The sequence below is a fragment of the Dactylosporangium siamense genome, assembly GCF_016862795.1.
Lineage (GTDB): Bacteria > Actinomycetota > Actinomycetes > Mycobacteriales > Micromonosporaceae > Dactylosporangium > Dactylosporangium siamense.
The window spans coordinates 41021-67427 of record NZ_BONQ01000076.1 but is presented as its reverse complement, the minus strand read 5'-3'; the positions used below and the strand labels follow the sequence as shown (position 1 = coordinate 67427).

Sequence of the window (26407 nt, the reverse complement as noted above, 5' to 3'; positions counted from 1 at the left end):
TGTACAGAGTGTCGATCGACGCCGCCGTGCGCACCCGAGTGCACCGCCTGCTCACCGACTATCTCGGCGGGCAGCCGGTCCCTGCCGACCTGAGCGAGACCCCCGCCGCGATCCGCAGCGGCACCGCAGTGGTCTACCTGCGCCTGGTCGCCAACGACCCGCCGTTCGTGCGGGTCTTCTCGCCGCTGCTGCGCCGGCTGGAGTGCTCGCCGAGGCTGCTGACCGAGCTCAACGAGCTCAACAGCCGGCTCAACTTCGTCCGGCTGTTCTGGCGCGACGACTCCGTCATCGCCTCCTACGAGCTGATGGCCGAGACGCTCGACGCGACCGAGCTGGGCAACGCCTGCGACTGGATCGCCGACGCCGCCGACTACTACGACGTCCGGCTGCACGACCAGTTCGGCGGCGAGCTGGCGTTCGCACCACCACCCACGTCGCAGCACCCGGCGGACACGCCGCACGGCAAGATGGGGTAATGACCCGTTCCCTCGTCTCCACCGTCGGCGGCAGATCCGTCGACGCGCAGGGCGTAGCCCGTTTCGTCTCGACCGACCCGGCCCACCTCGACCAGGTCGTCGCCGAGGTCGCCCTGGCCGACGCCGACACGTTCGTCGCCGCCTGCCGGTCCGCCCGCCGCGCCCAGCGCGACTGGGCCGACGTGCCGGCACCGGTGCGCGGCCGGGTGATTGCCAACCTGGGCCGCCTGGTCGAGGCCAACTTCGAGGCCCTGGCGGCGCTGGTGACGCGGGAGGTCGGCAAGACGATCGCCGAGGCCCGCGGCGAGGTGCAGGAGATCGTCGACACCTGCGACTTCTTCCTCGGCGAGGGCCGCCGCCTCTACGGGCAGACCGTGCCGAGCGAGATGCCGGACAAGCAGCTCTTCACGTTCCGCGTGCCGGTCGGGGTCACCGCGATCATCACGGCCGGCAACTTCCCGGTGGCGGTGCCCAGCTGGTACCTGGTGCCGGCGCTGCTGTGCGGCAACGCCGTGGTGTGGAAGCCGGCCGAGTACTCCGCCGCCTGCGCCGACGCGTTCGCCCAGCTCATCAGGCGCGCCGGGGTGCCCGACGGGGTGTTCGACGTGGTGTTCGCCGACGGTGCGACCACGTTCGCCGGGCTGGAGCGGGCGCTGGACGCCGGCCTGGTCGACAAGGTCGGGTTCACCGGCTCCTCGGAGGTCGGCGCGCGCATCGGCGAGCTCGCCGGCCGGCACCTGCAGAGCGCCTGCCTGGAGCTCGGCGGGAAGAACCCGATGATCGTCACCGAGGACGCCGACCTGGACCTGGCCGTGCACGGCGCGCTGTTCGCCGGGTTCGGCACCGCCGGCCAGCGCTGCACCTCGCTCGGCACGCTGATCGTGCACCGGGACGTCCTCGCCGACTTCACGGCGCGCCTGGAGGATGCGGTGCGGAGCGCGCCGATCGGCGACCCCACCGACCCGTCGGTGCTCTACGGCCCGCTGATGACGGAGCGGTTCGCCGCCCGGTTCGACGAGTACCTCGGCTGGATCGAGGACCATCACCGGGTGCCGGGCCCGACCGGCAGGATCGGCGCCGCCAGCCCGCGGGAGGGTTTCGTCGGAGACCCCGGGTCCGGCCTGTTCTACCACCCGGTGCTGGTCCATGGGGTGCGCCCCGAGGACAAGATCTTCCAGCAGGAGACCTTCGGCCCGCTGGTCGGGGTGACCGGCTACGGCACCCTCGACGAGGCGATCGAGCTGGCCGACGCCCCGGGCTACGGGCTGTCCGCGGCGATCTACACGACCGACCCACGCAAGGCGTTCACGTTTCGGCGCCGCACCCGGGCCGGGATGGTCAGCGTCAACAACTCGACCTCCGGCGCGGAGGCGCACCTGCCGTTCGGCGGCAACGGCAAGTCGGGCAACGGCAGCCGCCAGTCGGGCGTGTGGGTGCTCGACCAGTTCACCCGCTGGCAGTCGATGAACTGGGACTACTCGGGCCGGCTACAGCGCGCGCAGATGGACACCCTGGAGATCAGTCCCGACCTGGATTATCGGCTCAGTCAATAACGAATCGGATATTTGACGTAAATTCCCCTATAGGGTCGTCCGCGCTGTCAATCGGGCGGCCCTCTACGGGGGGACCATGCAGCTCGGAAATCGCACCATCCGCTGGGTCGCGGTAGCGGCGATCGCCACCTTCGGCGCCGTCGCAACACCACAGACAGCCTTCGCCGCTGGGAAGCCGGAGAAGCCGGGGGCTTCCAGTCATGCGGCCGGCAAACACGCCAAGGACGGCAGCTCCGCCAAGGACGGCAGCTCCGCCAAGGACGCCAAGGACGCCAAGGACGCCAAGGACGCCCGGAAGCCCAAGGCCGCGAAGCCCGTGCCGACTGGAAAGGCCGGCAAACCCGGCAAGGCCCGCACGGCTGGAAAGGTCAAGCACAGCAAGAGCGGCAAGAGCGCCGACCGGGTCGACTTCGCCCGGCCGCTGACCGTCGCCGCGACACCGGGCGCAACGGACCGGCCGAGGATCGCCAGCTGCGTGGAGACCAGCAACATCACGGCCACCGGTGTGTGGTCGGTCAGCACCATCGAGGATCACGACGAGACCACCCTCGACGTGACGCTCACCAGGCCGGACGACTGCGGCGACGCGACCGGCCTCGGCTACGTGATCGAGCTGCCGACCGGCACCTACCGCGCGTACGGCAGCGTGCTGAACAACTGCACCGCCAACGTCAGCGGCGGCGGCGTCGGCTCGACCACCTTCACCGTCACCGGGGCGACGATCGCCGACACCTTCACCAGCTGCACGATCCAGTTTCCGGTCACCAGCGGCACGTCCGGGCAGTACATCTTCGACACGGCGCAGTTCACCAGCGTGACCGACGTGGTGCGGAGCCAGACGCCGCAGACGCTGACCGTCCTCACCGCGCCGCCGCGGGTGGGCGCCATTTTCAACCCGACCACCATCGAGGCGTTCACCACCTCGACCCTGACGGTCGGGCTGGCCCGGACCGACGAGAACTCCGCCGCCGTCACCAGCGGGCTCGGCTATCGCCTCGATCTGCCGTCCGGGCTCGTCGTCGCCGCCGGCGCCCCGACCAACGATTGCGGCGGCATCCTGACCGTGGTCAACGGCGCCACCTACGTGACCCTGAGCGGCGCGCAGATGACGGGGTTCCCGTCGCTCTGCGAGGCCAGCTTCAAGGTCACCGCCGCGGCGGCCGGTGCGTACTCACTCGAGAACTCCGCGATCAGCACCGCCGTCGGCGTGCGGGCCAACCTGGACAGCAACTGCGCCGAGAGCGGCCGCACCGAGGGTGGGTGCCAGCCCGAGCTGCGGGTGAACAAGGTGGGACAGTCGATCACGTTCCCTCAGCCGGCGAATGTGGCGGTCTCCCAGCACACCGTGCAACTGACCGCGGCGGCGTCGTCGGGCCTGGTGGTGTCGTTCACCAGCACCACCGGGGCCGTGTGCTCGGTCAGCGGCAGCACCGTCACCCTGCTGACGCCCGGCACCTGCACGATCACCGCCGACCAGGGTGGCAGCGGCGGGTATGGGCCCGCCGCGCAGTCGACGCGCTCGTTCACCGTCGGCCAGCCGACGCCCGCCCCCACTCCGACGCCCACGCCCGCTCCGGCCCCTGCGCCGGCCCCCGGTCAGGTGGTCGCGACGGCAGGGGTGGCGCAGCTCAGCGTCCAGTGGCAGGCACCGGCCGACACGTCGGCGGTCACGGGATACATCGCGACGGCATCCCCCGGCGAGGCGGTCTGCTCGACCGGTTCGGCGTCCGACACGTCCTGCGTGATGGGCGGGGTCGCGGGCGTCACGTACACGGTCACGGTCGTCGCGAAAGGCACGGGCGCCAACTCCGCGCCGGCCGGACCGTCCAACGCGGTGACCCCGACTGCACCGCCGATCAGCACGACGGTGCCGGACACGAGCCTGACGCTCACCACGGACAAGGGCATCATTACCACCGCCGTGCCGAGCCAGGACATCGTGGTCATCGGCACGGGCTTCATGCCGTACTCGACCGCGACGATCGTCATCTACTCGCAGCCGATCAACCTGGGCAGCGCGACCACTGACGGCGCCGGCAACTTCAGCAAGCCGGTCAGGGTGCCGGCGGATCTGGTGGTCGGCGGGCACTCGCTGGTCGCGGCGGGGGTCGACCCGGCCGGCCTGCCGCACAGCCTGAAGATGGCGATCCGGGTCGCGGCGAGCCCGGCCGGCACCGGACGGTCGGGCTCCGGCTCGCTCGCGGTGACCGGCGCCCCGATCGCGGCGATGCTGCAGCTCGGCCTGGCGCTGACGTTCGCGGGCGGCGGGCTGCTGCTCTCGGGCCGGACCCGCCGCCGCACCGGCTGACCATCACCGCGACACACCGGAGACGCCGGCCGATCCACGGCCGGCGTCTCCGTCCGTCCAGCCGGCTTCAGGCGGCCGCCACCGCGACCGGGGCCGGCACCACGATGCCCCGCCGGGTGCGGAAGAGCAGCAGCGACAGCGCCGCCGCCGAGACGGACAGGCCGCCCGCGATGTACCAGGCCAGGTCGTAGTTGCCGAGCCGGTCCCGCAGCAGGCCGGTCGTGGTCGCCGCGATCGCCGCGCCGAACTGGTGCGACGCGAACACCCAGCCGAACACCACCGGGCCGCTGGCGCCGAAGTACTCCCGGCACAGCGCGACGGTCGGCGGCACCGTCGCCACCCAGTCGAGGCCGTAGAACAGGATGAAGACCACCATGCTCGGGCGGACGGTCGCGGCGAACAGCACCGGCAGCACCAGCAGCGACGCGCCGCGCAGCGCGTAGTACCAACCGAGCAGGATCCGGCTGTCCATGCGGTCGGTGAGCCAGCCGGACGCGATCGTCCCGACGATGTCGAACAGGCCGATGAGCGCGAGCAGCGACGCCGCCACCGGCTCGGTCATGCCGTGGTCGTGCGCGGCGGGGATGAAGTGGGTGCCGATGAGCCCGTTGGTCGTCGCCCCGCAGATCGCGAACCCGCCGGCGAGCAGCCAGAACGCGGGCACCCGCGAGGCGCTGCGCAGCGCGCCGATCGCTCGCCGGGCCGCACCGCCGGACGGCACCGGCGGCGGCGAGGCGTCCTCCTCGCTCGCGCCGTAGGCGGTCACGCCCAGCTCGGACGGGTGGTCCCGGAGCCGCCACAGGACGAGCGGCACCACCAGCAGCGCCGCTCCGGCGACCGTCAGCGCGGCCGCACGCCAGCCGCGGGCGTCGACCAGCAGCGCCAGCAGCGGCAGGAACACCAGCTGCCCGGCCGCGCCACCGGCGGTCAGGACGCCGGTGATCAGGCCACGGCGCTTGACGAACCAGCGACCCGTGATGGTGGCGACGAACGCCAGCGCCATCGAGCCGGTGCCGAGACCTACCAGCACCCCCCACAGCGCGATGAGCTCCCAGCTGTGCCGCATGAACACGGTCAGCCCGCTGCCGGCGGAGACCAGGAGCAGCGCGTACGCCACCACCCGCCGGATCCCGAAGCGTTCCATGAGCGCGGCGGCGAAGGGCGCGGTGAGCCCGAACAGCAGCAGGTTGATCGACACGGCCAGGGAGATGGTCCCCAGCGACCAGCCGAACTCCTCGTGCAGCGGGTGCAGCATCACGCCGGGCGTCGCACGGAACCCGGCCGCGCCGACCAGCGCCACGAAGGCGACGACGGCAACGGTCCAAGCAGGGTGGATACGTTTCACAGAACAATAATCTTGGGTTTGGTACGGGTGGACGAGTGGCCCGACAGCCATAGTGCGCAAGAATCGGGCCATGGCTTCTCATCTCGTGGCCGTGATCGCGCTCGACGGTGTCGTCGCGTTCGACCTCGGTACGCCGTCGCAGATCTTCGGGGCCGCCCGCGGCGACGACGGGCACCGGCTGTACCGCATCCAGGTCTGCAGCCCGGGGGCACTGCCGGTGCGCAGTGCGGCCGGATTCCAGGTGCTGCCGGAGCACGGGTTGGAGATCACCGAGGTGGCCGACACGGTGATCGTGGCGGGCATCCACCGTGGCGGGCCCGTCGAGGACGCGACCGTCGATCCTTCGGTGGCCGGGGTGCTCCGCGATGCGCTGGCCCGCGGCGCCCGGGTCATGTCGATCTGCACCGGGGCGTTCGTGCTCGCCGCCGCCGGACTGCTCGACGACCGCCCGGCGACCACGCACTGGGGCTGGGCCGACCAGTTCCGCGCCCTGTACCCGCAGGTCAAGCTCGACCCGGACGTGCTGTTCATCGACGACGGCGACGTGCTCACCTCGGCCGGCGTCGGCGCCGGGATCGACCTGTGCCTGCACGTGGTGCGCACCGACTTCGGCAGCGAGGTCGCCAACCGGGCCGCCCGCCGCAGCGTCGTGCCGCCGTGGCGGGAGGGTGGCCAGGCGCAGTACATCGAGCGGCCCCTGCCCCGCGCCACCGACACGACCACCGCGCCGACCCGCGCGTGGGCGTTGCAGCGGCTGGGTGAGCCGTTGACGCTGCAGGACATGGCCGCGTACGCCACGATGAGTGTGCGCACGTTCACCCGCCGTTTCCGCGAGGAGACCGGGGTGAGTCCGGCCCGCTGGCTGCTGCAACAGCGGGTCGATCACGCCCGCGGCCTGCTGGAGAGCACGGACCTGGCGGTGGAGCAGATCGCCCGCCGGTCCGGGCTCGGCACCGCCGCGTCGCTGCGCCAGCACCTGCAGACCACGATCGGTGTCGCCCCGAGCGCGTACCGTCGCACGTTCCGGGTTGTGCCGGGCGCGCCGGGACGGTAGGCAAGAGGAGCGATCACCGTCGATCCTCCGGGAGGCACCGTGCGTAGGCTCGTCCCGCTTGTGCTTGTTCCTCTGCTCCTCGTGCCCTGGCTCGCTCCGGCTTCTGCGTCCGCCGCTGCTGCGTCCACTGCTTCCGGGTCGGCCGCTTCGGGGTCTGCCGCTTCCGGGCCTACGGCTTCCGGTTATGGCGGAGCCGTGAGCTCAGTCGATCCGACGGCCACCGCGGTCGGCCTGGAGGTGTTGCGCCGGGGCGGCAACGCGGTCGACGCCGCCGTCGCGGTCGCGGCGACCCTCGGCGTGACCGAGCCGTTCTCCGCGGGCATCGGCGGCGGCGGGTTCTTCGTCTACTACGACGCCCGCAGCGGCAAGGTGTCCACACTGGACGGCCGGGAGACCGCGCCGCGGTCGATGACCTCGACGGCGTTCGTGAACCCGGCGACCGGCCTGCCGTACGCGTTTCAGGAGGCCCGGGTCAGCGGCATCTCCGCCGGTGTGCCGGGCACCCTGGCGACCTGGGACACCGCGCTGCACCGGTGGGGCAAGCGGTCCCTCGCGACCAACCTGCGCCCGGCCGCCGACGTGGCCCGGCGCGGGTTCACCGTGGACCAGACGTTCGCGACCCAGGTCAGCGACAACGCGGCGGCGTTCTCCCAGTTCACACCCACGGCCGCGCTGTTCCTGCCCGGCGGTCAGCCACCGGCGGTCGGCAGCACGCTGCGCAACCCCGACCTCGCCGCGACCTACGACCTGGTGGCCCGCCGCGGCATCGACGCCTTCTACGGCGGCGAGGTGGGCCGCGACATCGTCCAGGCCGTCCAGCACCCGCCGGTCGCCGCGAGCCCGGCGCTGCCGTGGCAGTACGAGATCCGCCCCGGCGGCATGACCCTGGCCGACCTGCGCGCCTACGAGGTCCGCCGGCCCGCGCCGACCCACATGGTCTACCGCGGCTACGACGTCTACGGCATGGCCACCCCGTCCTCGGGCGGCTCAACGGTCGGCGAGGCGCTCAACATCCTCGAACACTCCAACCTGGGCACCCTCGACCGCACCCAGGCGCTGCACCGCTACCTGGAGGCCAGCGCCCTCGCGTTCGCCGACCGCAACCGCTACGTCGGCGACTACACGCCCCGGCCCCTGCTCGACGCACTGTTGACCGACGGGTTCGCGGCCGAGCGGGCCTGCCAGATCGACCCGCTGCACGCCGCCACGAAACCGGTCCTGCCAGGCGTGCCCGACGGCCGCTACGACGCCTGCGCCACCGCGACCGGCGGCGCGTCGACCGACTTCGGCAAGTCGACGACCAACCTGACCGTCGCCGACAAGTGGGGCAACGTCGTCGAGTACACGCTCACCATCGAGCAGATCGGCGGCAACGGCATCGTGGTGCCCGGCCGCGGCTTCCTGCTCAACAACGAGCTGACCGACTTCAACTTCACCAACACCCAGGGCACCGCCGACGACCCGAACCTGCCCGGCCCCGGCAAGCGGCCGCGCAGCTCGATGGCCCCGACGATCGTCCTGCAGGACGGGCGGCCGTTCCTCGCGCTCGGCTCCCCCGGCGGCTCGACGATCGTCACCACCGTGCTGCAGATCCTGGTCAACCGGATCGACCTCGGCATGACCCTGCCGGAGGCGCTCGCCGCGCCCCGGGCCACCCAGCGCAACACCGCGGCCGTGGTCGCGGAGCCGGCCTTCATCGCCGGGCCGGGCACGGCGCTGGGCGCGCTCGGGCACACGTTCACGCCGATGGCGGAGATCGGGGCGGCGACGGCGATCGAGTTCCTGCCGCGCGGGAAGCTGCTGGCCTGCGCTGAACCAGTCCGTCGCGGCACCGGATCCGCCGGGACGGTGCACGGAGGGTCCCGGTGACGGCGACCTGTTCCTTGTCAACCGTAGCAACGACCACCTAATCGATCTTAGAAGTCGTCACCCTCCAGTAACGGAACGTCGCCTCGGGCCGGAACGTCGAGGTCACGCCTTGTCGAGTTCGAGCTTTGGCGACCTGCAGAAGTTTACAGCGACCCATGGAGAGGCGCGCCGGCCCCACGCGGGGCCGGCGCGTTTCGGCTGACCCGGGCTCGTCCTCTCGGCTGGGCGGGCTCGTCCACTGTCCAGTTGGGGTGCTTTTGTCACGCCTCGCTGCACCGCGAACCCGTCGCGCTGCACCGCGAACTCGTCGCGCTGCACCATGAAACCGCTGTGCTGCACCGCGAGACCGCCGAGGTCCACCACGAGGCCGCCGCGCTGCACCGCGAGACCGTTGCGCCGCACCGCGAACCCGCCGTGCCGCACCGCGAGACCGCCGAGGTCCACCGCTGGGACTGTCGAGGTCGCACGCCGAGACCAGGTCGTTCCGGTGATCGAAGTCGCCGCGTGGTCACCCGCGCAGCCAGCCGCGACTTCGATCACCGGCGGCCCGCGTCGGCGCGTCGGCCCGCGCCCGGCGCGGTATGCCCGGTGACCAGGTACAAGCGCGGCGTGGGATCGTTGCATTTCGTGAGGGCCGAAGTCGAGAACGAGTTGCGCCGGCTCGCGCCGCAGGTGCTCGGGGTGCTGATTCGCCGGTACGGGCAGTTCGACGCCTGTGAGGACGCTGTTCAGGAGGCGTTGCTCGCGGCGGCGGTGCAGTGGCCGGCCGAGGGCGTGCCGGACAATCCACGCGGCTGGCTGATCACGGTCGCCGCGCGGCGCCTGATGGACCAGTTCCGCAGTGACGACGCCCGCCGGCGGCGGGAAATCGCGGTCCATGTTTCACATGAAACATCAGACATTGTGGACATTCCCGATAAAGACGACACGTTGCTGCTGCTGTTTCTGTGCTGTCATCCGTCCCTGTCGAGCGCGTCGCAGCTGGCGCTCACCCTGCGGGCCGTGGGTGGCCTGACCACCGCGCAGATCGCGCACGCGTTCCTGGTGCCGGAGAGCACTCTCGCGCAACGCGTCAGCCGGGCCAAACAGAAGATCAAGTCGGCGGGCGCGAGCTTCAGCCTGCCGCCGCCCGCGGAGCGTGCAGGCCGGTTGCAGGTCGTCCTGCAGGTGCTGTACCTGATCTTCAACGAGGGGTACACCGCGTCGTCCGGCGAGGAGCTGCACCGGCCCGAGCTGACCGTTGAGGCGACCCGCCTGGCCCGGGAGGTGCACCGGCTCGTCGACGACGGTGAGGTTGCCGGGTTGCTCGCGTTGATGCTGCTGACCGACGCCCGCCGGCCGGCCCGCACCAGGCCCGACGGCACGCTGGTCCCGCTCGCCGACCAGGATCGCACGCTGTGGAACCCGTCGATGATCGCCGAGGGCGTGGACCTGATCACCAGGACGCTGCCGACGGGCCCGCCGGGGTCGTACCAGTTGCAGGCCGCGATCGCGGCGATCCACTGCGAGGCGGCCTCGGCCGAGGACACCGACTGGCCGCAGATCCTGGCCCTGTATCAGCTGCTGGAGCGGGTCGCCCCGAATCCGATGGTGACGTTGAACCAGGCGGTGGCGGTGGCGATGGTGCAGGGTCCGGCGGCCGGCCTGCGGGTCCTCGAGGCGCTGGACGCCGACGAGCGGCTGGCCCGCCATCACCGGCTCGCCGCGGTCCGCGCCCATCTGCTGGAGATGTCGGGCGACGTCGCGGCGGCCCGGGCGGCCTACGAGCTCGCGGCCCGCCGCACGACCAGCATCCCCGAGCAGCGGTACCTGCTGTCGAAGGCGGCGTTACTGCACCGGTAGCGGCCGGGCCTGGTCGGTGGCCAGGCGGACCGCGATCAGGCCGAGCAGCGTGCCTGTCACGTACCGCTGGATCCGCAGCCAGGTCGGGCGTTTCGCGAGGAAGACCGCGATCGACCCGGCGGCCAGGACGATGCCGGTGTTGACCAGCATGCTGATCGCGATCTGCACCCCGCCGAGCAGGAAGCCCTGCGTCATCAGGTGCCCCGCGTGGGGGTCGATGAACTGCGGGATCAGCGACGCGTACATGATGGCGGCCTTCGGGTTGAGCAGGTTGGTCATCAGGCCCATCGTGAGCAGTCGCCGGGTGGAGTCCGCCGGCAGGTCCTGGTGGGTGAACACGGACGTGCCGCCGGGGCGGACCGCCTGCCAGGCGAGGTAGGCGAGGTAGGCCGCGCCGGCGAGTTTCACGGTGAGGTACAGCGCGGGCACGGTCGCGAAGACCACCGACAGTCCGGCCGAGGCGAGGGTCAGGTAGACGAGGAACCCGGCGGCGACCCCGCCGAGGGAGATCATGCCGGCCCGGCGTCCCTGGGAGATGCTGCGCGAGACGAGGTACATCATGTTCGGCCCGGGCGTGAGCACCATCCCCAACGCCACGAGCGCGACGCCTGCCGCCGCTCCCATTGTGATCATGATGTCGACGCTGCCAGTTCGTGGGCTGCGGGTCGAGGGCCAATCGGAGGTCAGAGGCTCTTGACCCAGCGCCGCCAGTCGTCCTGCGGGGTGTAGCCGGCGGCGGCCCAGGCGTGGTGGGCGAGGGTGTTGTCGGCCAGGACCATGGCGTCGGCGCGGCGGCCACCGAATGCGCGGAAGCGTTCCTCGGCGGCCTGCAGCAGTTGCGCGCCGATCCCCTGCCGCCGCCGGTCGGGGTGCACGGCGAAGCGGTACAGGTGGCATCGCCAGCCGTCGAATCCGGCGATGAGCGACCCGACGATCTCGCCGTCCAGCACCGCGAGTTGCAGTGCCGATGGGTCGCGGGTGATCAGTGCCTGGACAGCCGCGGAGTCATCGCCGCCGCGGTTGGTGTCCTCGGCGGCGATCTTCCAGAAGGCGAGGACGGCCGGGACGTCGTCCGGGGTGGCGGCGCGCAGGATCATGACGGTGACCGTACGACACCGGGAGTAGCCGGGTTTACCACGCTCGGCGGGCGACGCGGCCACGCTGATCCGGCAGGCTGGGCGCCATGAAGTTCACCCCGAAATGGCGCAAGGCGATCCTGACCCTGCACGTGATCACGGCGGTGGGCTGGCTCGGCGCCGACATGGTGCTGTTGACGCTCGGCGTCGCCGGGCTCACCGGTGGCGTCGGCAAGGACGTGGCATATCCGGCGATGAGCCTCGTCGGCGCGTTCCTGTTCGTGCCGCTGACGTACCTGGTGTGGGTGATCGGGGTGGTCAATGCGGTCGGTACCCCGTGGGGGCTGCTGCGCTGGTGGTGGGTCGCGGTGAAACTGGTGATCGTCACGGTGATGCTGTTCCTGGTGACGTTCCTGCTGTACCCGGGCCTGGTGCACGCCGGCGAGTTGAAGGACGCGTTGCCGCGCCGGGACCAGATCAACCTGGTGGTCGCGCCGAGTGTGTCGTCGACGCTGCTGGTCATCGCGACGGTGTTGTCGACGTACAAGCCGTGGGGGCGGCGAGTAAAGCCTGAGGATTCGCCTTCGCGGGCGGTGGTCGGCGCATAGGGTCGGATCGACGGGTCTCTTCCATCGATCGCGACTAGGGAGTTTGCGATGACCTCTCGGCTCAACCCGTACCTGAGCTTCCGTGGTAACGCCCGGCAGGCGATGGAGTTCTACCAGGGCGTGTTCGGGGGCACGCTGCGGCTCAACACGTTCGGCGAGTTCAACCCGGAGGCCGGCCCGATCGCCGACCAGATCATGCACGGCATGCTGGAGACGCCCAGCGGTTACACCATCATGGGCTCCGACACGCCGCCGGAGATGGCCCACAACCCTGGTGACAACATCACGGTCAGCCTGAGCGGCGACGACAGCACGGAGTTGCACGGGTACTGGGACAAGTTGTCGGCGGGTGGGAGGGTCAACGTCCCGTTGGAGAAGCAGATGTGGGGCGACGAGTTCGGCGCCTGCGTCGACCGGTTCGGCATCCCGTGGATGGTCAACATCGGTCAGACGGGCTGACGCGCACCGCTCCGCGAGCGGCGGGATCCGGCACTCGGATCCCGCCGCTTTTGCATGCCCGCCCCGCCGCAACGATGACGGCAGTTTTACGCAACAAACCGACAAGCCGACGACAATTCCGGTTCCAACGTTGCGTAAATATTTCGCAGGACCTTGTGGAGCACGGGACGAGGGTCCTAATGTCACCTCACCCTCATCCTCATGGCGCCGCCCCGCCGTAGAGCGTCTCGGGCGTCCGCCCCCCTCCCGAGAGAATCGAGTCATCGATGTCACGGAGCACAGGACCTTTAGCGCGGTGGTCCAGCGGGCCGCCGCGGTGGGCCGCGGCGGCGACGGCCGCAGCCGTCGGTCTCGGCGTCGTGGTCACCGGCGCCGGCCCGGCCACCGCGGCCGGAACCGCACCAGTGGTGACCCGCGCCGCGATCGACCCGGCGCTGACCGCCGGCCGTGGTGCCAGCGTCGCCTTCGTCGAGCAGGAAGCCGAGAAGGCCAAGACGAACGGCACCGTCATCGGTCCGGACCGCACGGCCTACACGCTGCCCGCCGAGGCCTCGGGCCGCAGCGCGGTGAAGCTGACCCCCGGGCAGTACGTGGAGTTCACGCTGCCGAAGTCGGCCAACGCGATCAACGTCCGTTACAGCATTCCCGACGCGCCCAACGGCGGTGGCATCACCTCGCCGCTGGATGTGTCGGTCAACGGCGGCAAGAAGTCCACGATGACGCTCACGTCGCAGTACTCGTGGCTCTACAACCAGTACCCGTTCTCGAACGACCCGAACGCGGGCCTGCTGCACCCCGACTGGTGGATCACCGAGTGCGCCTGCGTGCCGGCCGCCACCACGCCCACGCCGACGATCACCACCCCGTTCCGGCCCAACCACTTCTACGACGAGCAGCGCCTGCTGCTGGGCAAGACGTACAAGGCCGGCGACAAGGTGCGGCTGACCGCGCCGGGCAACAGCGCCGCGTGGACGGTCATCGACCTGCTCGACTCCGAGCTGGTCGGCGCCCCGAAGATCAGCATCATCGCGGCCAACGTGCTGCTGTTCGGCGCGGACCCGACGGGCCGGCGTGACTCGGCCGACGCGATCGACAAGGCCATCGCGTTCGCCAAGAAGACGCACCTGAAGGTGTACATCCCGCCGGGCACGTACCAGGTGAACCGCCACATCATCGTCGACAACGTCACGATCGAGGGTGCCGGCTCCTGGTACACGATCATCAAGGGCAAAGAGGTCGCCCTCAGCACGCCCGCCCCGGACAACTCGATCCACACCGGGGTCGGGTTCTACGGCAAGTACTCGCAGGACGGTGGCAGCAGCAACGTCCACCTGTCCGGCTTCTCGATCATCGGTGACGTGCGCGAGCGCATCGACACCGACCAGGTCAACGGCATCGGCGGCGCGCTGAGCAACTCGACCGTCGACGGCCTGTACATCCAGCACACCAAGGTCGGCCTGTGGTTCGACGGCCCGATGACCAACACCAAGATCACCAACAATGTCATCGTGGACCAGATCGCCGACGGCCTCAACTTCCACACCGGCGTGACGAACTCGAGCGTGTCCAACAACTTCGTCCGCAACTCGGGCGACGACGGCCTCGCGATGTGGGCTGAGAAGACCACCAACGCGGGCAACACGTTCGACCACAACACGGTGCAGACCCCGGTCCTCGCCAACGGCATCGCGATCTACGGCGGCAAGGACACCACGGTGTCCAACAACCTCGTCGCGGACCCGATCCGTGAGGGCAGCGCGATCCACATCGGCTCCCGCTTCGGCGCCGAGCCGTTCACCGGCTTCGTGAAGGTCACGGACAACACCACGGTCCGCGCCGGCACGTACGAGCTGAACTGGAACATCGGCCTCGGTGCCATCTGGTTCCTCGCGCTGGAGAAGAACATCGACGCGGACATCCAGGTGACCGGGGACCACTTCCTCGACAACACCTACAACGCGATCATGCTGGTCGCCGACTGGCCGGTGAAGGACCTGTACTCCATCACCAACGTCAAGTTCAAGGACATCCGGGTCGACGGCACGGGCACCTCGGTGCTCAGCGCCCGCGCCGCGGGCTCCGCCTCGTTCGAGAACGTGGACGCCCGCAACGTCGGCGCCGTCGGCATCAACAACTGCGGCACGTTCCACTTCACCCCGGCCGGCTCCGAGTTCTCGGTCGTCGACCTGGGCGGCAACGACGGCGGTGGCACCACGGGCCCGTGGCTCGCGCCGTGGGAGCTGCCGAACACCATCACCTGCGACGACCGCCCGCCGGTCGTCGTGCCGCCGGCGCCCGCGCCGTGGTGATGAAACCCGTCAGATGAAAACCCGTTAGCGGGAAGGGCGGGCGCCTCGGGGGCGCCCGCCCTTCCTTTTTGTCATTCGGTACGCCCATCTGTCATTCGGTACGCCCAGGGCAAGGCCTCAGTGCTGGCGCAGCGCCTGCGGGCGGAACCGGTCCGGCGGTGGCGGCAGGAACAGCAGGCGGTCGTTGAACGCGGCGGTGACGTCGGGGCCCACCGCGCACCGGACCGTCAGGTCCAGCATCGAGGTGAACGGGCCGCGCTGGGCCCGCTCGGCGATGATGCGGCGGGCCACGTCGCGGCGCATGCCGAGGACCTTGAAGATCACCTTCTCGGGCACGGCGTTGACGTCGATGAGCCCGCCGTCGTTGTGGGTCCGCACCAGATCGGGCCGGCCGATCGCGAGGGCGAACCTGGCGACCGGGTTGGTGACCAGGATCTGGCGGGCCTGCACGCGCCGCTCGATCGGGCCGTTGCGGCGGCGCCGCCACACGTGCCGCAGGTGCTCGTTGAGCAGCAGCACGTGCACCGGGACGCCGACCGAGACGATGACGACGATCGGGATCGTGATCGGGTCGGCCCAGGAGGAACCGTCGTCCTCGACCGTCGCGAGCATGAGCACCCAGAACAGCAGCGCCAGGCCGAAGTAGCCGAACGCGGCGGCGAAGAGCCACCCGCTGCGCCGGCGGGTCGCGTGGTACATGATCGGCACCCAGGCGAGCAGGCAGAGTGAGCACGCGCCGGCGATGACGCCGAGCACCGACTCGACCCAGGTGATCCACGGTTGCCGGTTGAACTCGGTGCCGAAGAACGGGTCGACGCCGAGGGCGTACGGCGGCCAGCGCTGCGCACCCGCCGGTGCCCGCATGAGCGCGTGGTCCTGCGGGAACGGCACCGGCGGCGACAGGGGCGGCAGCGGTGACAGCGGTGACAGCGATGGCTGCGGCGGCTTCGGCGGGGCGACGAGGAACGGCGCGGGGCTCACCGGTGCGGTGGCCCCCGACTCCATGGGCGCCGGGCTGACCGGGTTCCACGCCGCCGCGGACGAGACCGGCGCCGGCGCGGTCATCGCCGCCGGCGCGCCCGCCGCGATCGGCAGCGTCGACGGATACGCCAGCGCCGGGTCCGAGCGCAGGATCCGGCGCTGCAGGTCCTGCAGCTCCTCGCCCGGCTCGATGCCGTGCTCCTCGTCGAGGAGCGTCCGCAGCTCCCGAAACGTCTGCAGCGCGTCGGTGGGGCGCCCGCTGCGGTGCAGCGACAGCATCAGCAGCAGCCGGAGCCGCTCGTGCAGCGGAAACTCCTCGACCAGCGCGGCCAGGTCGGCGATGAGCTCGCGGTGGTCGCCGCGGCGCAGCCGGATCTCGGCGAGCGCCTCGGAGGCCGACACGCGCCGCTCCCCGAGCCGCACCCGCACCGCCTCGAACACCGGCCCGCCGAGCCCGGCGAACGGCTCGCCCTTCCACAGCCGCAGCCCGGCCCGGAACCCGTCGGCGGCCTCGTCGTCCCGCCCGGCGGCGTGCGCGGTCGTGGCCGCGTCGACGGCGGCCTCGAACTCGGTCACGTCGACGGCGAACGGGTCGATCGCCAGCCGGTACCCGGCCTCGCTGAGCGTCAGCAGCCGCGACGGGGTCCGCGGCGACCGGTCCGGCTCCAGCAGCCGCCGCAGCGCGGCGACGTACTTCTGCAGCACGTTGGTCGCGTTCTCGGGCAGGTCGTGCGGCCAGACCGCGTCGATGATCTGTGTGGTCGGCACCGGTCGCCCCGGCTGCAGGAGCAGCACCCCGAGGACGGCGCGCTGCTTCGCGGGCCCGAGGTCCAACGGTCGATCACCGGCCCAGGCGCGTTGCGGCCCGAGGATCTCGAAGCGGAAGCCCCCGTCCATCCCATTCCTCTAGCTGCGGTGCGGCGATAGGTGCTGGTCAGCCGCCTAGACGGTCGGACGGCAGCATATCGGCAGCGACACGGCAGTGGGAACCGGCAGCATTTCGCCAGTCAGAACGAGCCGGCGACTCAACGGGGGGTCGCCGTCCCGGTCGGACAGCCATTCAGCTCGCCGAGGCGCGGGCCAGACGGTCGTGGACGGCGAGCCAGTCGTCGCCGGCCGGCGGGGTCTGCGCGAGGATCGTCGCCACGCCGGCGTCATCGAGACGGTGCAGGGCTGCATACAGGTCGGCGGCGTATTCAAGCGGATCCGCGGACAGCAGCTCAACCTGCACCCCTCGGGGCGCCGTCGAGCGGTGGGTGAGGATGCCGATGGTGCCGGCCTCGGCATCCTCCGCCCACGCTGCCAGCTCCGCCGGGTCGTCCACGAGGTGCAGGCTGGCCCGGGGCGCGTAGTGGCGGTGGGCGAGACCAGGCGACCGGACGGGCGACTGGACGCCGTCCGACGGCACCGGTGACGCGTCGGGCAGCTGCAGCTCGCCGACGACCTCGCGGATCGCGCGGAGGCTCAACGCGCCGGGGCGCAGCAGCCGCGGCGGTGAGACGGTCACGTCGACGACCGTGGACTCGATGCCGAGGCGGCACGGGCCGCCGTCGAGGACCAGCGGCACGTCGGGCAGGCTGCGGATCACGTGCTCGGCGGTCGTCGGGGAGATGCTCTCGGACCGGTTCGCGCTCGGCGCCGCGAGGGGCAGCCCGCACTCCTCGAGCAGCGCGAGGGCGACGGGATGGGCCGGGACCCGGATCGCGACCGTCGGCGGGCCACCGTTGGCCGGCAGGTGGTGGGCCCGCTCGACGACGAGGCTGAGCGGGCCGGGCCAGAACCGGGCCGCCAGGAGCCGCGCCGCCTCCGGCCACTCGTGTGCGAGGGCCCGCGCGTCCCGCGTGGACGCGACGTGCACGATCAGCGGGTTCCAGGAGGGTCGCTGCTTCAGCCGGTACACCTCGGCGACGGCCTTGGCGGAGAAGGCGTGCGCGCCGAGCCCGTACACCGTCTCGGTCGGGAACGCGCAGACGGACTCCTGGCGCAGCAGCTCGGCGGCGCGGCGGAGTCCGGCCGCGTCGGCGGCGACCACCCCGTCAGTCATGAGCGCAAGACTAGAGGGTCGCGCAGGTCGACCCCGTTGAGCATCGCCGCGGGGCCGCCCCCGAACGACGTCAGTTTCCGCTGTAGGAAGCGGGGCAGCCGGGGCAGCAGGCGCATCGCCTGGGCCGTCGTCCAGACCTGCAGGTCGCTGCGCGGGATCAGGGTGGCCAGGACCGACGGTCCGATCGTCCGGCTGGCGGCGACCGCATCGGCCAGGGCACGTTCGTACGCCGGGAACGCCACCGAGACATCGTCGCCTGCGGCCGCCAGCTCGGAGGCGAGGACATAGGCGCCGACGATCGCGAGGCTGCTGCCGCCGCCGACCGCGGGCCCGGGCCCGTAGCCCGCGTCGCCGGCGAGGGTGATCCGGCCGCGGCGCTCAGCCGGCGATCCGCACCAGCCACTCATCGAGCAGGCCACGCTCCGCGGCGCTCAGGACCGTGACCTCCGGCAGCGACGCCCGCAGCAGCCCTGCGGCGCCCGCCAAGCCATCACCACCGCCAACACCACCACCAACGCCACCACCAACGCCATCGGCGCCATCGGCGGCAGCGCCCGGCCGGTGTGGCACGGTCACGGCGGCGATGACCGACTCGCGGGCCAGGACCGACAGCGCCGGGTCCCGCCCCGCGGGCGGCAGCGCGATGAGCGTGAGCGTCATGCCGCAGCCCGCGGCGTGGACCAATTGCGCGGCACGCTCCTCGCCGACCCGCAGCCGGCCGGCCGCCGCGATCCGCCGCACCTGCCCGGCCAGCACGTCGGCGGCGGCGCGGGCCGCGGGGGACTCGACGCCGGGGCGGGGCTCGCCGTAGATGAGGGTGTAGATGGCGGGGTGGGCCAGCCCGAACGCGACGTGCAGGTCCCATCCGCGCCGCAGGTCCTCGACCGGGTCGGCGGTGTGCTCCAGGGCCGTCTTGCCGGCGAGGTACGACCCGAACCCGTGGCTCGCGACCGCGTCCAGCAGGCCCTGCTTGTCGCCGAAGATCCGGTAGATGGTCGGCGCCTGCACCCCCGCGGCGGCGCTGACCGCCCGCGTCGAGATCGCCTCGCGGCCGCCCTCGTCCAGCAGGGTCGCGGCGGCTTCGACGATCTTCTGGCGGGTAGTGGTCACGGTAGCAACGCTAACACTTGCACGTTAGCGATCAGGTGATAGCGTGAATTTGTTAGCATCGTTAACACCGTAGGAGATGCTCATGAGCAGGGTTGCCGTTGTCACCGGTGGATCGCGCGGGATCGGCCGGGCCGTCGCGCTGCGGCTGGCGGCGGACGGGCAGGCGGTGGTCATCGCCTTCGGCCACTCGTCCGCCCCCGCCGACGCCGTGGTGGCCGAGATCGCCGGCAAGGGCGGGCAGGCCGCGGCCGTGCGCGCCGACGTCGCGGACGAGGCCGCCGTCGCCGGGCTCTTCGACGTCGCGGAGCAGCGCTTCGGCGGGGTCGACGTGGTCGTCAACGCGGCCGGCGTCATGCACCTTTCACCCGTCGCGGAGCTCGACCTCGACGAGCTGGACCGCATGCACCGCACCAACATCCGCGGCACGTTCGTCGTCGGCCGCGAGGCCGTCCGGCGGATCCGGCGCGGCGGCGCGATCGTCAACTTCTCCACCTCGATCACCCGGCTGTCGTTGCCGACCTACGCCGCGTACGCCGCGAGCAAGGCCGCCGTCGAGGCGATCAGCCCGATCCTCGCCAAGGAACTGCGCGGCCGCGACGTCACCGTCAACGCCGTCGCCCCCGGGCCGACCGCCACCGAGCTCTACTTCGACGGCAAGGACGACGCCACGATCGAGCGGGCGGCGAAGATGAACCCGATGGAGCGACTCGGCACCCCGGAGGACATCGCCGAGGTCGTCGCGTCCCTCGCCGGGCCCGCTCGCTGGGTGAACGGGCAGACGATCTACGTCAACGGCGGCGTCGCCTGAAGCGGGATGTGACCGGAAAGACAGTGTCTTCGGACGTTTGTCTCATCGCCGGCAGACGACACCTGCGGAGGGGATGTACCGTGTCGGGCACGAGGATGAATTCAAGTTGTCACGACGCCGGGCGCGGCACTGCCACCGCCCCTCGGCGCACGGGAAACGGGGAGCCGACATGGGACGTGGACGGGCCAAGGCCAAGCAGACGCGGATCGCCCGGGAGCTGAAGTACTTCACCCCGCCGACCGACCTCACCGCCCTCCAGCACGAGCTCGCCGGCGTGCACCTTCCCGAGCACGACGACGCGGACCCGACGGACCAGATCCCGGACCGCGACGACCGCACGCCTCGCTAGCACCGCTGCAGCGGCGGCGCCCAGAGCCAGGACGCCAAAGGCGCCGAGCGCCAGCGGCGCCGAGGCGCCGAGCGAGCACAAAGCCGAACACCAGCGAGCTGGCCGGAAGCGGTCAGCTCGCGGTGGTCTGCCGCAACGCCGCCAGCACGATCCGGGAGAACTCCTCGGGCGCGGAGAGCATCGGGAAGTGATCACCCTCGGCAATGACGCTGAGGGTGGCATCGGGCGCCTGCTCCGCGAGCCGCTGCGCCCACAGCCGGGTGCCCTCGAAGTCGTGGCCGCCCACGACGACGCTGATCGGCGTGGTGAGCTCCCGGAAGCGGGTCTTCACCGGCGGGTCGAGCTCATAGCCGAGCGACTCCTCCAGCAGCATCCAGTAGGAGTTGGCGACCTGCAGGCCGACCATCAGTCGCCGGTCGTCCGGGCCGAGCGCCGGGCCCCACCCGCCGATGTCGAGCGCCGCCGCCGCGTGCACGCCCTCGTCGGCCTTGACCTGCTCCAGCCGGGCGAAGTGGTCCAGCATCACCTGCCGCGCGGCGGACTCCTCCGGGCTCGGATCGGGGACCTCGCCGAACGCGCCGCACACCGCGACGACCCGGCGGACCCGCTGCGGGTGCCGGTGCGCGAACGCGAGCGCGCGCCGTGCCCCGTCGGACACCCCGACCAGCAGCGCGGCGTCGACGCCGGCGGCGTCCAGCACGGCCTCGATGTCGTCGAGCTCGCTGTAGGGCTCGGTCGCCCGCGACGACAGGCCCATGTCGCGGTAGTCGAAGGTGGTGACCCGCGCGACCTGGCCGAGCCACGCGACGGTCGACTCCCACATCCGCAGGTCCGAGGCGCCGGCGTTGAGCAGGACCACGTCGGGTCCCTGACCGTGGGTGCGGCTGTGCAGGTAACCGCCGGGCACGTCGATGAAGATCTCTTCCCCCATGCCGGGGATCGTGCTCGCCCGGCATGGGGGAAGTCAACCGCTATGCGAGGAGCTGCAGCTCAGCGAGCTGGGTCTCGGCGGCGCCGTGGTTGGCGGTGATCTGCAGCCGGTACCGGCTGTAGGCGGTGCTGCTCGAGACGGTGAACGCCCGCGTCTGTCGACGGTCGGCAAAGTCGACGTTGCTGCGGGCGTCCACCGTCGTCCAGGTGACCCCGTCGTTGGAGCCCTGCACCGTCCAGCTGCGAGGGTCGCGGCCGGGCAGGTCGTTGGCGGAGGTCAGGGTGTACTGCTTGACCGCCACGCCGGCGGACAGCTGGCAGGTGATGGTCGCGGTGTTGGCGACCGTCAGCCACTTCGTCTGCGACGTGTCGTCGACGAGCATGGCGCGGCCCTCGCCGGTGCCGTTCTCGCCGCTGACGGTGACGGTGCTGCCGGTCGCCTTGTCGACCAGCTGCTTCGGCACCGCGGTGCCGGCCGTGATCGAACCCGGGATGTCGGACGCGCCGGTGCCCCACGAGGACGGGTTCTGGCCCATCACGAAGCTCAGCGTGCCGCCGGCCAGCAGGTCGGCGTGGGTCAGGTAGTTCTTCGTGTAGGTGACGCCGTTGAGGGTGGCGCTCTGGATGTACCGATTGGTGTCGCTGACCCCGGGCGCGGTGACGACGAACGTCCGGCCGTTCTCCAGGGCCATCGTCGCCTTGGCGTGCAGCGGCGCGCCGATGGTGTAGTCGGTCGAGCCCATCCGCGCCGGGTAGAAGCCCATGGCACTGAAGATGTACCAGGCGGACATCTCCCCGTTGTCCTCGTCGCCGAGGTAGCCGTTGCCGGTGCCGACGCCGGAGCTGTAGTACCGGGTCAGCGTGGTCCGCACCGCGTTCTGCGTCTTCGCCGGGGTGCCGGCGTAGTTGTACATGTACAGCTGGTGGTGCGTCTGCTCGTTGGCGTGCGCGTACTGGCCCATGTCGGCGTCGTAGATCTCGCGCATCTCGTGGATCGTGCCGCCGTAGCACCCGGGCAGGTAGTCCCGGGGCGCGGCGAGCATGGCGTCGAGCTTCGCCGCGAGCTGGGCCCGGCCGCCGTAGAGGTTGGCCATGCCCTGCGGGTCCTGCGGCGCCGGGGTGGAGTAGTGCCAGGGCGCGCCCTCGACGAACTCGCAGCCCCACAGGTTGGGTTTGAAGTCGGCGTCGCTGGTACGCCACGTGCCGTTGCTCTGTTTTCCGCGGAAGAAGCCCACCGACTGGGAGAACAGGTTCACGTAGTCGAGGGCCCGGTTGCGGAAGTACGCCGCGTCGTCGGTGTAGCCGAGCGCCTGCGCCATCTGGGCGATGCCGAAGTCGCTGGTGGCGTCCTCGAGCGTCCATGACGCCGAGTCACCGCGGACGTCGGAGGGCAGGTACCCCTTGAACGTCGACACGTCCAGCCCCATGCGGCCGTTGATCGCCGGGGAGTACACCGTGGCGTTCTTGACCATGGAGGCGTAGGCGGCCTGGTAGTCGAAGTTGCGCACGCCCTTGATGTAGGCGTCGGCGAGCGCGAGGTCCTGGTTGGTGCCGGGCATCGCGGCCCGGTTCCACGGCCCCGACCAGCTCGGTGTCCAGCCGGACGTCTTGTACGCGTTGACGAAGCCGTCCAGCATCTCGCCGGTGCGCCCCGGTTCGAGCAGCGTCAGCAGCGGCCACTCGGCCCGGGCGGTGTCCCAGAAGCCGTTGTTCACGTACATCTGACCGTCGTGCAGCTGGCTGTCGTACGGGCTGAAGTACCTGCGCACGCCGCCGACCATCTCGCTGCGGTTGTTCGGGTACATGAAGGTGCGGTACAGGTTCGAGTAGAACGTGATCAGCTGGTCGCTGGACGCGCCCTCGATGCGGACCTTGCCCAGGGTCGCGTCCCACTGCGCCTGCGCCTCGTCCCGCACCGTGTCCAGGCTCTTGGTCCCGACCTCCTGGGTGCGGTTGGCCGCGGCCTGCGCGACGCTGATCCACGACGTGCCGACGCGCATCGTGACCTGCTGGTTCGCGGTGGTGGCGAACCGGACCCAGCCGGTGCCGCCCGCGCCGGACGCGGTGATCGCCGCGTCGACGGTGGCGGAGAAGTACAGCTTCCCGCCGCGGTGGTCGGCGTACCCGGAGATCGTCCGGCCGGCGGTGTCGACGGTGAACGAGCCGGTGGCGCTGTCCACGACGTCGAACAGGATCGTCGAGTCCGACGCGGCCGGGAACGTGAACCGCATGACGCCGGCGTGATCGGTCGGCGCGATCTCGGTGGTGATGCCGTACGTGTCGAGCCGGGTCTTGTAGTAGTGCGCCTTCGCGACCTCGTTGGCGTGGCTGAACGTCGACTTGCGCGCGTCGGGGGTCGTTTTCAGGGCGCCGGTCATCGGCATGAACTGCAGCTGCCCGTAGTCACCGATCCACGGGCTGGGCTGGTGACTGATCGCGAAGCCCTGCACGGTGGTGGCGTTGTACTGGTACAGCCACCCGTCCTGGTTGCCGTTGGTCACCGGGGTCCAGAAGTTGAACCCGTGCGGGACCGTGGCACCGGGGAACGTGTTGCCGCGCGAATAGCCCGAGTCGGAGTTCGAGCCGCGGCGGGTGTCGACGAGGTCGGAGAGCCGGCCGGCCGCGCCGGCGCTGATCTGGATGTCGTCGAAGTAGCCGCGGAACGTGCCGGTGCCCTCGGGCTTGTCGTAGCCGACCAGGACCCGGTCGATCGTCTTGCCGGCGACGGTGCTGCCGATGGTCGAGGTGACGTAGTTCCACGTGTCGAAGTTCAGGACCCAGCCGGTGCCCTGGTCGTGTGGGGTGAGCCGGACCCCGTGCTGGTCGACCGCGCCGGAGTTGCGCAGGTAGGTGCCGTCGGTGAACGCCAGGTCGACGGCCACGTCGAGGTTGCCGCCGGACTGCGGGAACACCCAGTACGACAGTGTGGTCGACGTGCCGACGGCGATGTCGACGTCGAAGACCCGGTTGTAGGCGTAGCTGGTGGTGGCGCTCGTGTCCGAGCCGGAATACATCAGCGCGGCGGTGCCGGTGTGCGCCGCCTCGGTGCGGGTGCCGCTCTCCATGCCGGTGAGGCCGCAGCAGTACCCGCCGACGCCGGCGCTGCTCTCCGCCGTGTTGCTCCAGGTGGGCTGCGGCTGCCCGGACTCGAATCCGGAGCTGAACTCGGTGACGGCGGCCCGGGCCGGGGCCGGGACGGCCACCGCGAGGCTGCTGGTGAGCAGGGCGACCGCCCAGATCTTGCGCTTCATGAGAACACCCGCAGCTCGTAGATCCGGGTGGCGACCTCGGTCGTCTGCGTCGGCGTGCCGACGTTGAGCCGCACGTATCGGCCGGAGACCCCGCTGACGGTGTGGGTGGTGGTCGCCGCGGTGTTGGCGGTGACGTTCACGGCCTGGGTCCAGGTCGTGCCGTCGTTGGACACCGAGATCGTGAACGCCTTCGTGTTCATGCTCGCGGCCTCACCGCCCGCCTGGGCGTGCGCCAGCTCGAACCGGCTGATGCTTCTGGTGCTGCCGAGGTCGACCTGCAGCCACGCGCCGGCGACCGACGAGCAGAACTTGTCGGAGTTGCCGCCGCTCACGCTGCCGTTGACGGCCTTCTCCGGCCCCTCCGACGCCGCGCAGGCCGCGCTGCCGGTCGCGGGCCGGCCCTGCGCCACGTTGACCCCGGCGCCGACCGGCGCCCCGACCACCACGTTGTCGAAGGTGGCGGCCGCGTTGAAGACCCGCACCCCGTCACTGCCGGCGGCGAAGGTGCCGTCCGTGACGCTGATCTTCGGGTTGGTCAGGTCGTCCACGTACACCTTGATCGACGATCCGATCGCGGTGACCCGCAGGTGGTAGCTGGTGCCGGCGGTGACGGTCAGGTTCGCGGTGCCCAGAGAAGCCCAGTTGTTCGCGGCGCGGCCCAGGACGACCCGGCCGGCCGGGCTGATCCCCGCGTAGTAGCCGTTGTAGCTGTCGGTGCCGCTGGCGGCGTTGCTGACGCGGAACGTGAGGCCCGCGTCGCCGCCGCCGCTCGTCACCGTGACGTCGGCGTCGTAGGAGAAGTCACCGAAGTTGGTGTCCAGCTGCGCCTTGCCGCCCAGCGAGTTGCCGGCCACGTACCTGCCACCCGAGGTGCTCCAGGCGCCGCCGTACGTCTTCCAGCCCAGCGCGTTGTTGTCGGCGAAGTTGTCCTTCACCCGCATCGTGATCCGCTGGATCGTGCCGTCGGCGTTGAACGTCATCCGGTCGTAGGCGAGCTGCCGGTGGTTGCCGTCCGTCTCCGCGAGGGGTCGCCGGTGGTAGAGGATGTACCAGGTGTCGGTGCCCGGCACGTTGATCACCGAGTTGTGCCCCGAGCCCTTGGCGACCGTCGGGTCCTGCGTGAGCACCTTGTCGAGCTTGGTGAACGGCCCGGTCGGCGAGTTCGACATCGCGTAGGACACCGAGTAGTCCGGGCCGGTCCAGCCTCCCTCGGACCACATCAGGTAGTACTTGCCGTTGCGCTTGAACATCTGCGGGCCTTCGACGTATCCCGACGGCGTGATCTCCTTGAACGTGCTGCCGTCGCTGAACGTCCCCAGGCTGGTCATGTCCGCGTTGAGCTTGGCCACGTTCGCGTGGCTCCAGCCGCCGTAGTAGATGTACGCCTGACCGTCGTCGTCGATGAAGACGTCCTGGTCGATCGGCTGCGCACCGTTGTAGAACTGCCCGATCAGCGGCCGGCCGATCGCGTCCCGGTAGGGTCCCGCCGGGTTGTCGGCGACGGCGACCCCGATCCCGCCGAGCGCGGAGTTGTTCTGGATGTCGTTGGCGGCGAAGTACAGGTAGTACCTGCCGTTGCGCTGGATCGGCGCCGGCGCCCACATCGCGGAGCTGGCCCAGGACACGTTCGCCTTGGTCAGCACGTTGGGATGCCTGGTCCAGTTGACCAGGTCCGTCGAGGAGAACGCGTCCAGGTAGGTCTGCTCCGAGTACCCCTTCGACGTCGTCGGGTAGACCCAGAACGTGTTGTTGTACACGGCCACGTCGGGGTCGGCGTACCACCCGTCGACGATCGGGTTGCCTGCCTCGGCGGTGGTGTAGTCCGGGATGGCGGCGGTTGCGGCACCGGGCGCGAGCACGCTGCCGAGGAGCGCGGCGGCGGCTACGGCGGCAAGGCGTCTGGCTGCAGTGGACATCGGTGGCGGCTCCGATGGTGACGCGCTGGCGGGCGCGATGACGGATCGTGCGCCGGCAGCAGGGGCGGCACCGGATCGCACATGTTCCGTAAATATTGAACAGAACGTGCGAGAGGCGT

21 protein-coding genes and 1 pseudogene are annotated in these 26407 nt (G+C 70.9%); 11 read left to right on the top strand and 11 right to left on the bottom strand.

Annotation, left to right across the window (positions count from 1 at the left end):
- Positions 1-8: 8 nt before the first annotated feature.
- The 3 genes from Dsi01nite_RS23935 to Dsi01nite_RS23925 all read left to right on the top strand — a co-directional run bounded on the left by Dsi01nite_RS23935 (position 9) and on the right by Dsi01nite_RS23925 (position 4337).
- Positions 9-476 (top strand): T3SS (YopN, CesT) and YbjN peptide-binding chaperone 1, encoded by a 468-nt coding sequence (locus tag Dsi01nite_RS23935; protein ID WP_203848479.1) that lies wholly within the window; start codon positions 9-11, stop codon positions 474-476.
- Entirely contained in the window at positions 476-2029 is a 1554-nt protein-coding gene (locus tag Dsi01nite_RS23930) for an aldehyde dehydrogenase family protein (protein WP_203848478.1), read from the top strand. Before Dsi01nite_RS23935 ends, Dsi01nite_RS23930 begins: the two co-directional genes overlap by 1 nt.
- Before the next feature lie 76 nt (positions 2030-2105).
- The gene (locus Dsi01nite_RS23925) at positions 2106-4337 is read left to right on the top strand and encodes a fibronectin type III domain-containing protein (protein ID WP_203848477.1); all 2232 of its coding nucleotides are present in this window, start codon (positions 2106-2108) and stop codon (positions 4335-4337) included.
- Between the two features lie 67 nt (positions 4338-4404).
- Here the strand turns inward: Dsi01nite_RS23925 and Dsi01nite_RS23920 are convergent, their stop codons facing one another.
- The gene (locus Dsi01nite_RS23920; protein WP_203848487.1) at positions 4405-5733 is read right to left on the bottom strand and encodes an MFS transporter; all 1329 of its coding nucleotides are present in this window, start codon (positions 5731-5733) and stop codon (positions 4405-4407) included.
- 19 nt (positions 5734-5752) lie between these two features.
- Between Dsi01nite_RS23920 and Dsi01nite_RS23915 the strand changes: the two genes are divergently transcribed.
- Together Dsi01nite_RS23915 and ggt are read left to right on the top strand one after the other, a co-directional pair.
- Positions 5753-6736, top strand: a complete 984-nt coding sequence (locus Dsi01nite_RS23915; RefSeq protein ID WP_203848476.1) for a GlxA family transcriptional regulator — start codon at positions 5753-5755, stop codon at positions 6734-6736.
- A 60-nt stretch (positions 6737-6796) separates the two neighbouring features.
- Entirely contained in the window at positions 6797-8605 is a 1809-nt protein-coding gene (gene ggt, locus Dsi01nite_RS23910) for a gamma-glutamyltransferase (RefSeq protein WP_203848475.1), read from the top strand.
- A 102-nt stretch (positions 8606-8707) separates the two neighbouring features.
- Here the strand turns inward: ggt and Dsi01nite_RS23905 are convergent, their stop codons facing one another.
- On the bottom strand, positions 8708-9049 hold the full coding sequence (locus Dsi01nite_RS23905) for a hypothetical protein (RefSeq protein ID WP_203848474.1): 342 nt from the start codon (positions 9047-9049) through the stop codon (positions 8708-8710).
- 183 nt (positions 9050-9232) lie between these two features.
- Here Dsi01nite_RS23905 and Dsi01nite_RS23900 point away from each other — a divergent pair, with 183 nt between their 5' ends.
- Positions 9233-10447, top strand: coding sequence for an RNA polymerase sigma factor (locus Dsi01nite_RS23900; protein WP_203848473.1), 1215 nt, complete (start codon positions 9233-9235; stop codon positions 10445-10447).
- Here Dsi01nite_RS23900 and Dsi01nite_RS23895 read toward each other — a convergent pair.
- Both Dsi01nite_RS23895 and Dsi01nite_RS23890 read right to left on the bottom strand, forming a co-directional pair.
- The gene (locus Dsi01nite_RS23895; protein WP_203848472.1) at positions 10433-11080 is read right to left on the bottom strand and encodes a LysE family translocator; all 648 of its coding nucleotides are present in this window, start codon (positions 11078-11080) and stop codon (positions 10433-10435) included. The genes Dsi01nite_RS23900 and Dsi01nite_RS23895 overlap by 15 nt on opposite strands.
- A 50-nt stretch (positions 11081-11130) precedes the next feature.
- Positions 11131-11544: a GNAT family N-acetyltransferase gene (locus Dsi01nite_RS23890; RefSeq protein ID WP_203848471.1), complete on the bottom strand. Its 414-nt coding sequence runs from the start codon at positions 11542-11544 to the stop codon at positions 11131-11133.
- A gap of 86 nt (positions 11545-11630) precedes the next feature.
- On the opposite strand from Dsi01nite_RS23890, the gene Dsi01nite_RS23885 reads away from it, so the two are divergent.
- From Dsi01nite_RS23885 to Dsi01nite_RS23875, 3 genes are all read left to right on the top strand, one after another.
- Positions 11631-12131, top strand: coding sequence for a hypothetical protein (locus Dsi01nite_RS23885; protein WP_203848470.1), 501 nt, complete (start codon positions 11631-11633; stop codon positions 12129-12131).
- Positions 12132-12179: 48 nt separating this feature from the next.
- A complete protein-coding gene (locus tag Dsi01nite_RS23880; RefSeq protein ID WP_203848469.1) occupies positions 12180-12590 on the top strand; it encodes a VOC family protein in 411 nt (136 codons plus the stop codon).
- A gap of 266 nt (positions 12591-12856) precedes the next feature.
- The gene (locus Dsi01nite_RS23875; RefSeq protein WP_203848468.1) at positions 12857-14899 is read left to right on the top strand and encodes a glycosyl hydrolase family 28-related protein; all 2043 of its coding nucleotides are present in this window, start codon (positions 12857-12859) and stop codon (positions 14897-14899) included.
- Positions 14900-15016: 117 nt separating this feature from the next.
- Here the strand turns inward: Dsi01nite_RS23875 and Dsi01nite_RS23870 are convergent, their stop codons facing one another.
- The 4 genes from Dsi01nite_RS23870 to Dsi01nite_RS23855 form a co-directional block, all read right to left on the bottom strand.
- Positions 15017-16777 (bottom strand): AfsR/SARP family transcriptional regulator, encoded by a 1761-nt coding sequence (locus tag Dsi01nite_RS23870; RefSeq protein WP_203848467.1) that lies wholly within the window; start codon positions 16775-16777, stop codon positions 15017-15019.
- 163 nt (positions 16778-16940) lie between these two features.
- Positions 16941-17924, bottom strand: a complete 984-nt coding sequence (locus Dsi01nite_RS23865; protein ID WP_203848466.1) for an L-threonylcarbamoyladenylate synthase — start codon at positions 17922-17924, stop codon at positions 16941-16943.
- Complete coding sequence (locus Dsi01nite_RS23860; RefSeq protein WP_203848465.1) at positions 17921-18331, bottom strand: Rossmann-fold NAD(P)-binding domain-containing protein; 411 nt, start codon at positions 18329-18331, stop codon at positions 17921-17923. The genes Dsi01nite_RS23865 and Dsi01nite_RS23860 overlap by 4 nt, the downstream gene beginning before the upstream one ends.
- Positions 18303-19034: a TetR/AcrR family transcriptional regulator gene (locus tag Dsi01nite_RS23855; RefSeq protein WP_203848464.1), complete on the bottom strand. Its 732-nt coding sequence runs from the start codon at positions 19032-19034 to the stop codon at positions 18303-18305. The genes Dsi01nite_RS23860 and Dsi01nite_RS23855 overlap by 29 nt, the downstream gene beginning before the upstream one ends.
- A 76-nt stretch (positions 19035-19110) precedes the next feature.
- On the opposite strand from Dsi01nite_RS23855, the gene Dsi01nite_RS23850 reads away from it, so the two are divergent.
- Together Dsi01nite_RS23850 and Dsi01nite_RS58400 are read left to right on the top strand one after the other, a co-directional pair.
- A complete protein-coding gene (locus tag Dsi01nite_RS23850; protein WP_373318819.1) occupies positions 19111-19842 on the top strand; it encodes an SDR family oxidoreductase in 732 nt (243 codons plus the stop codon).
- Between the two features lie 169 nt (positions 19843-20011).
- Entirely contained in the window at positions 20012-20191 is a 180-nt protein-coding gene (locus tag Dsi01nite_RS58400) for a DUF3073 domain-containing protein (RefSeq protein WP_203848462.1), read from the top strand.
- A 112-nt stretch (positions 20192-20303) separates the two neighbouring features.
- Here the strand turns inward: Dsi01nite_RS58400 and Dsi01nite_RS23840 are convergent, their stop codons facing one another.
- The 3 genes and pseudogenes from Dsi01nite_RS23840 to Dsi01nite_RS58730 form a co-directional block, all read right to left on the bottom strand.
- Positions 20304-21122: an alpha/beta fold hydrolase gene (locus Dsi01nite_RS23840; protein ID WP_203848461.1), complete on the bottom strand. Its 819-nt coding sequence runs from the start codon at positions 21120-21122 to the stop codon at positions 20304-20306.
- Between the two features lie 40 nt (positions 21123-21162).
- Complete coding sequence (locus Dsi01nite_RS23835) at positions 21163-24372, bottom strand: GH92 family glycosyl hydrolase (protein ID WP_203848460.1); 3210 nt, start codon at positions 24370-24372, stop codon at positions 21163-21165.
- A pseudogene (locus Dsi01nite_RS58730) lies at positions 24369-26162 on the bottom strand (family 43 glycosylhydrolase); the annotation flags it as partial. The pseudogene Dsi01nite_RS58730 and the gene Dsi01nite_RS23835, both read right to left, overlap by 4 nt.
- Between the last annotated feature and the right edge of the window lie 245 nt (positions 26163-26407).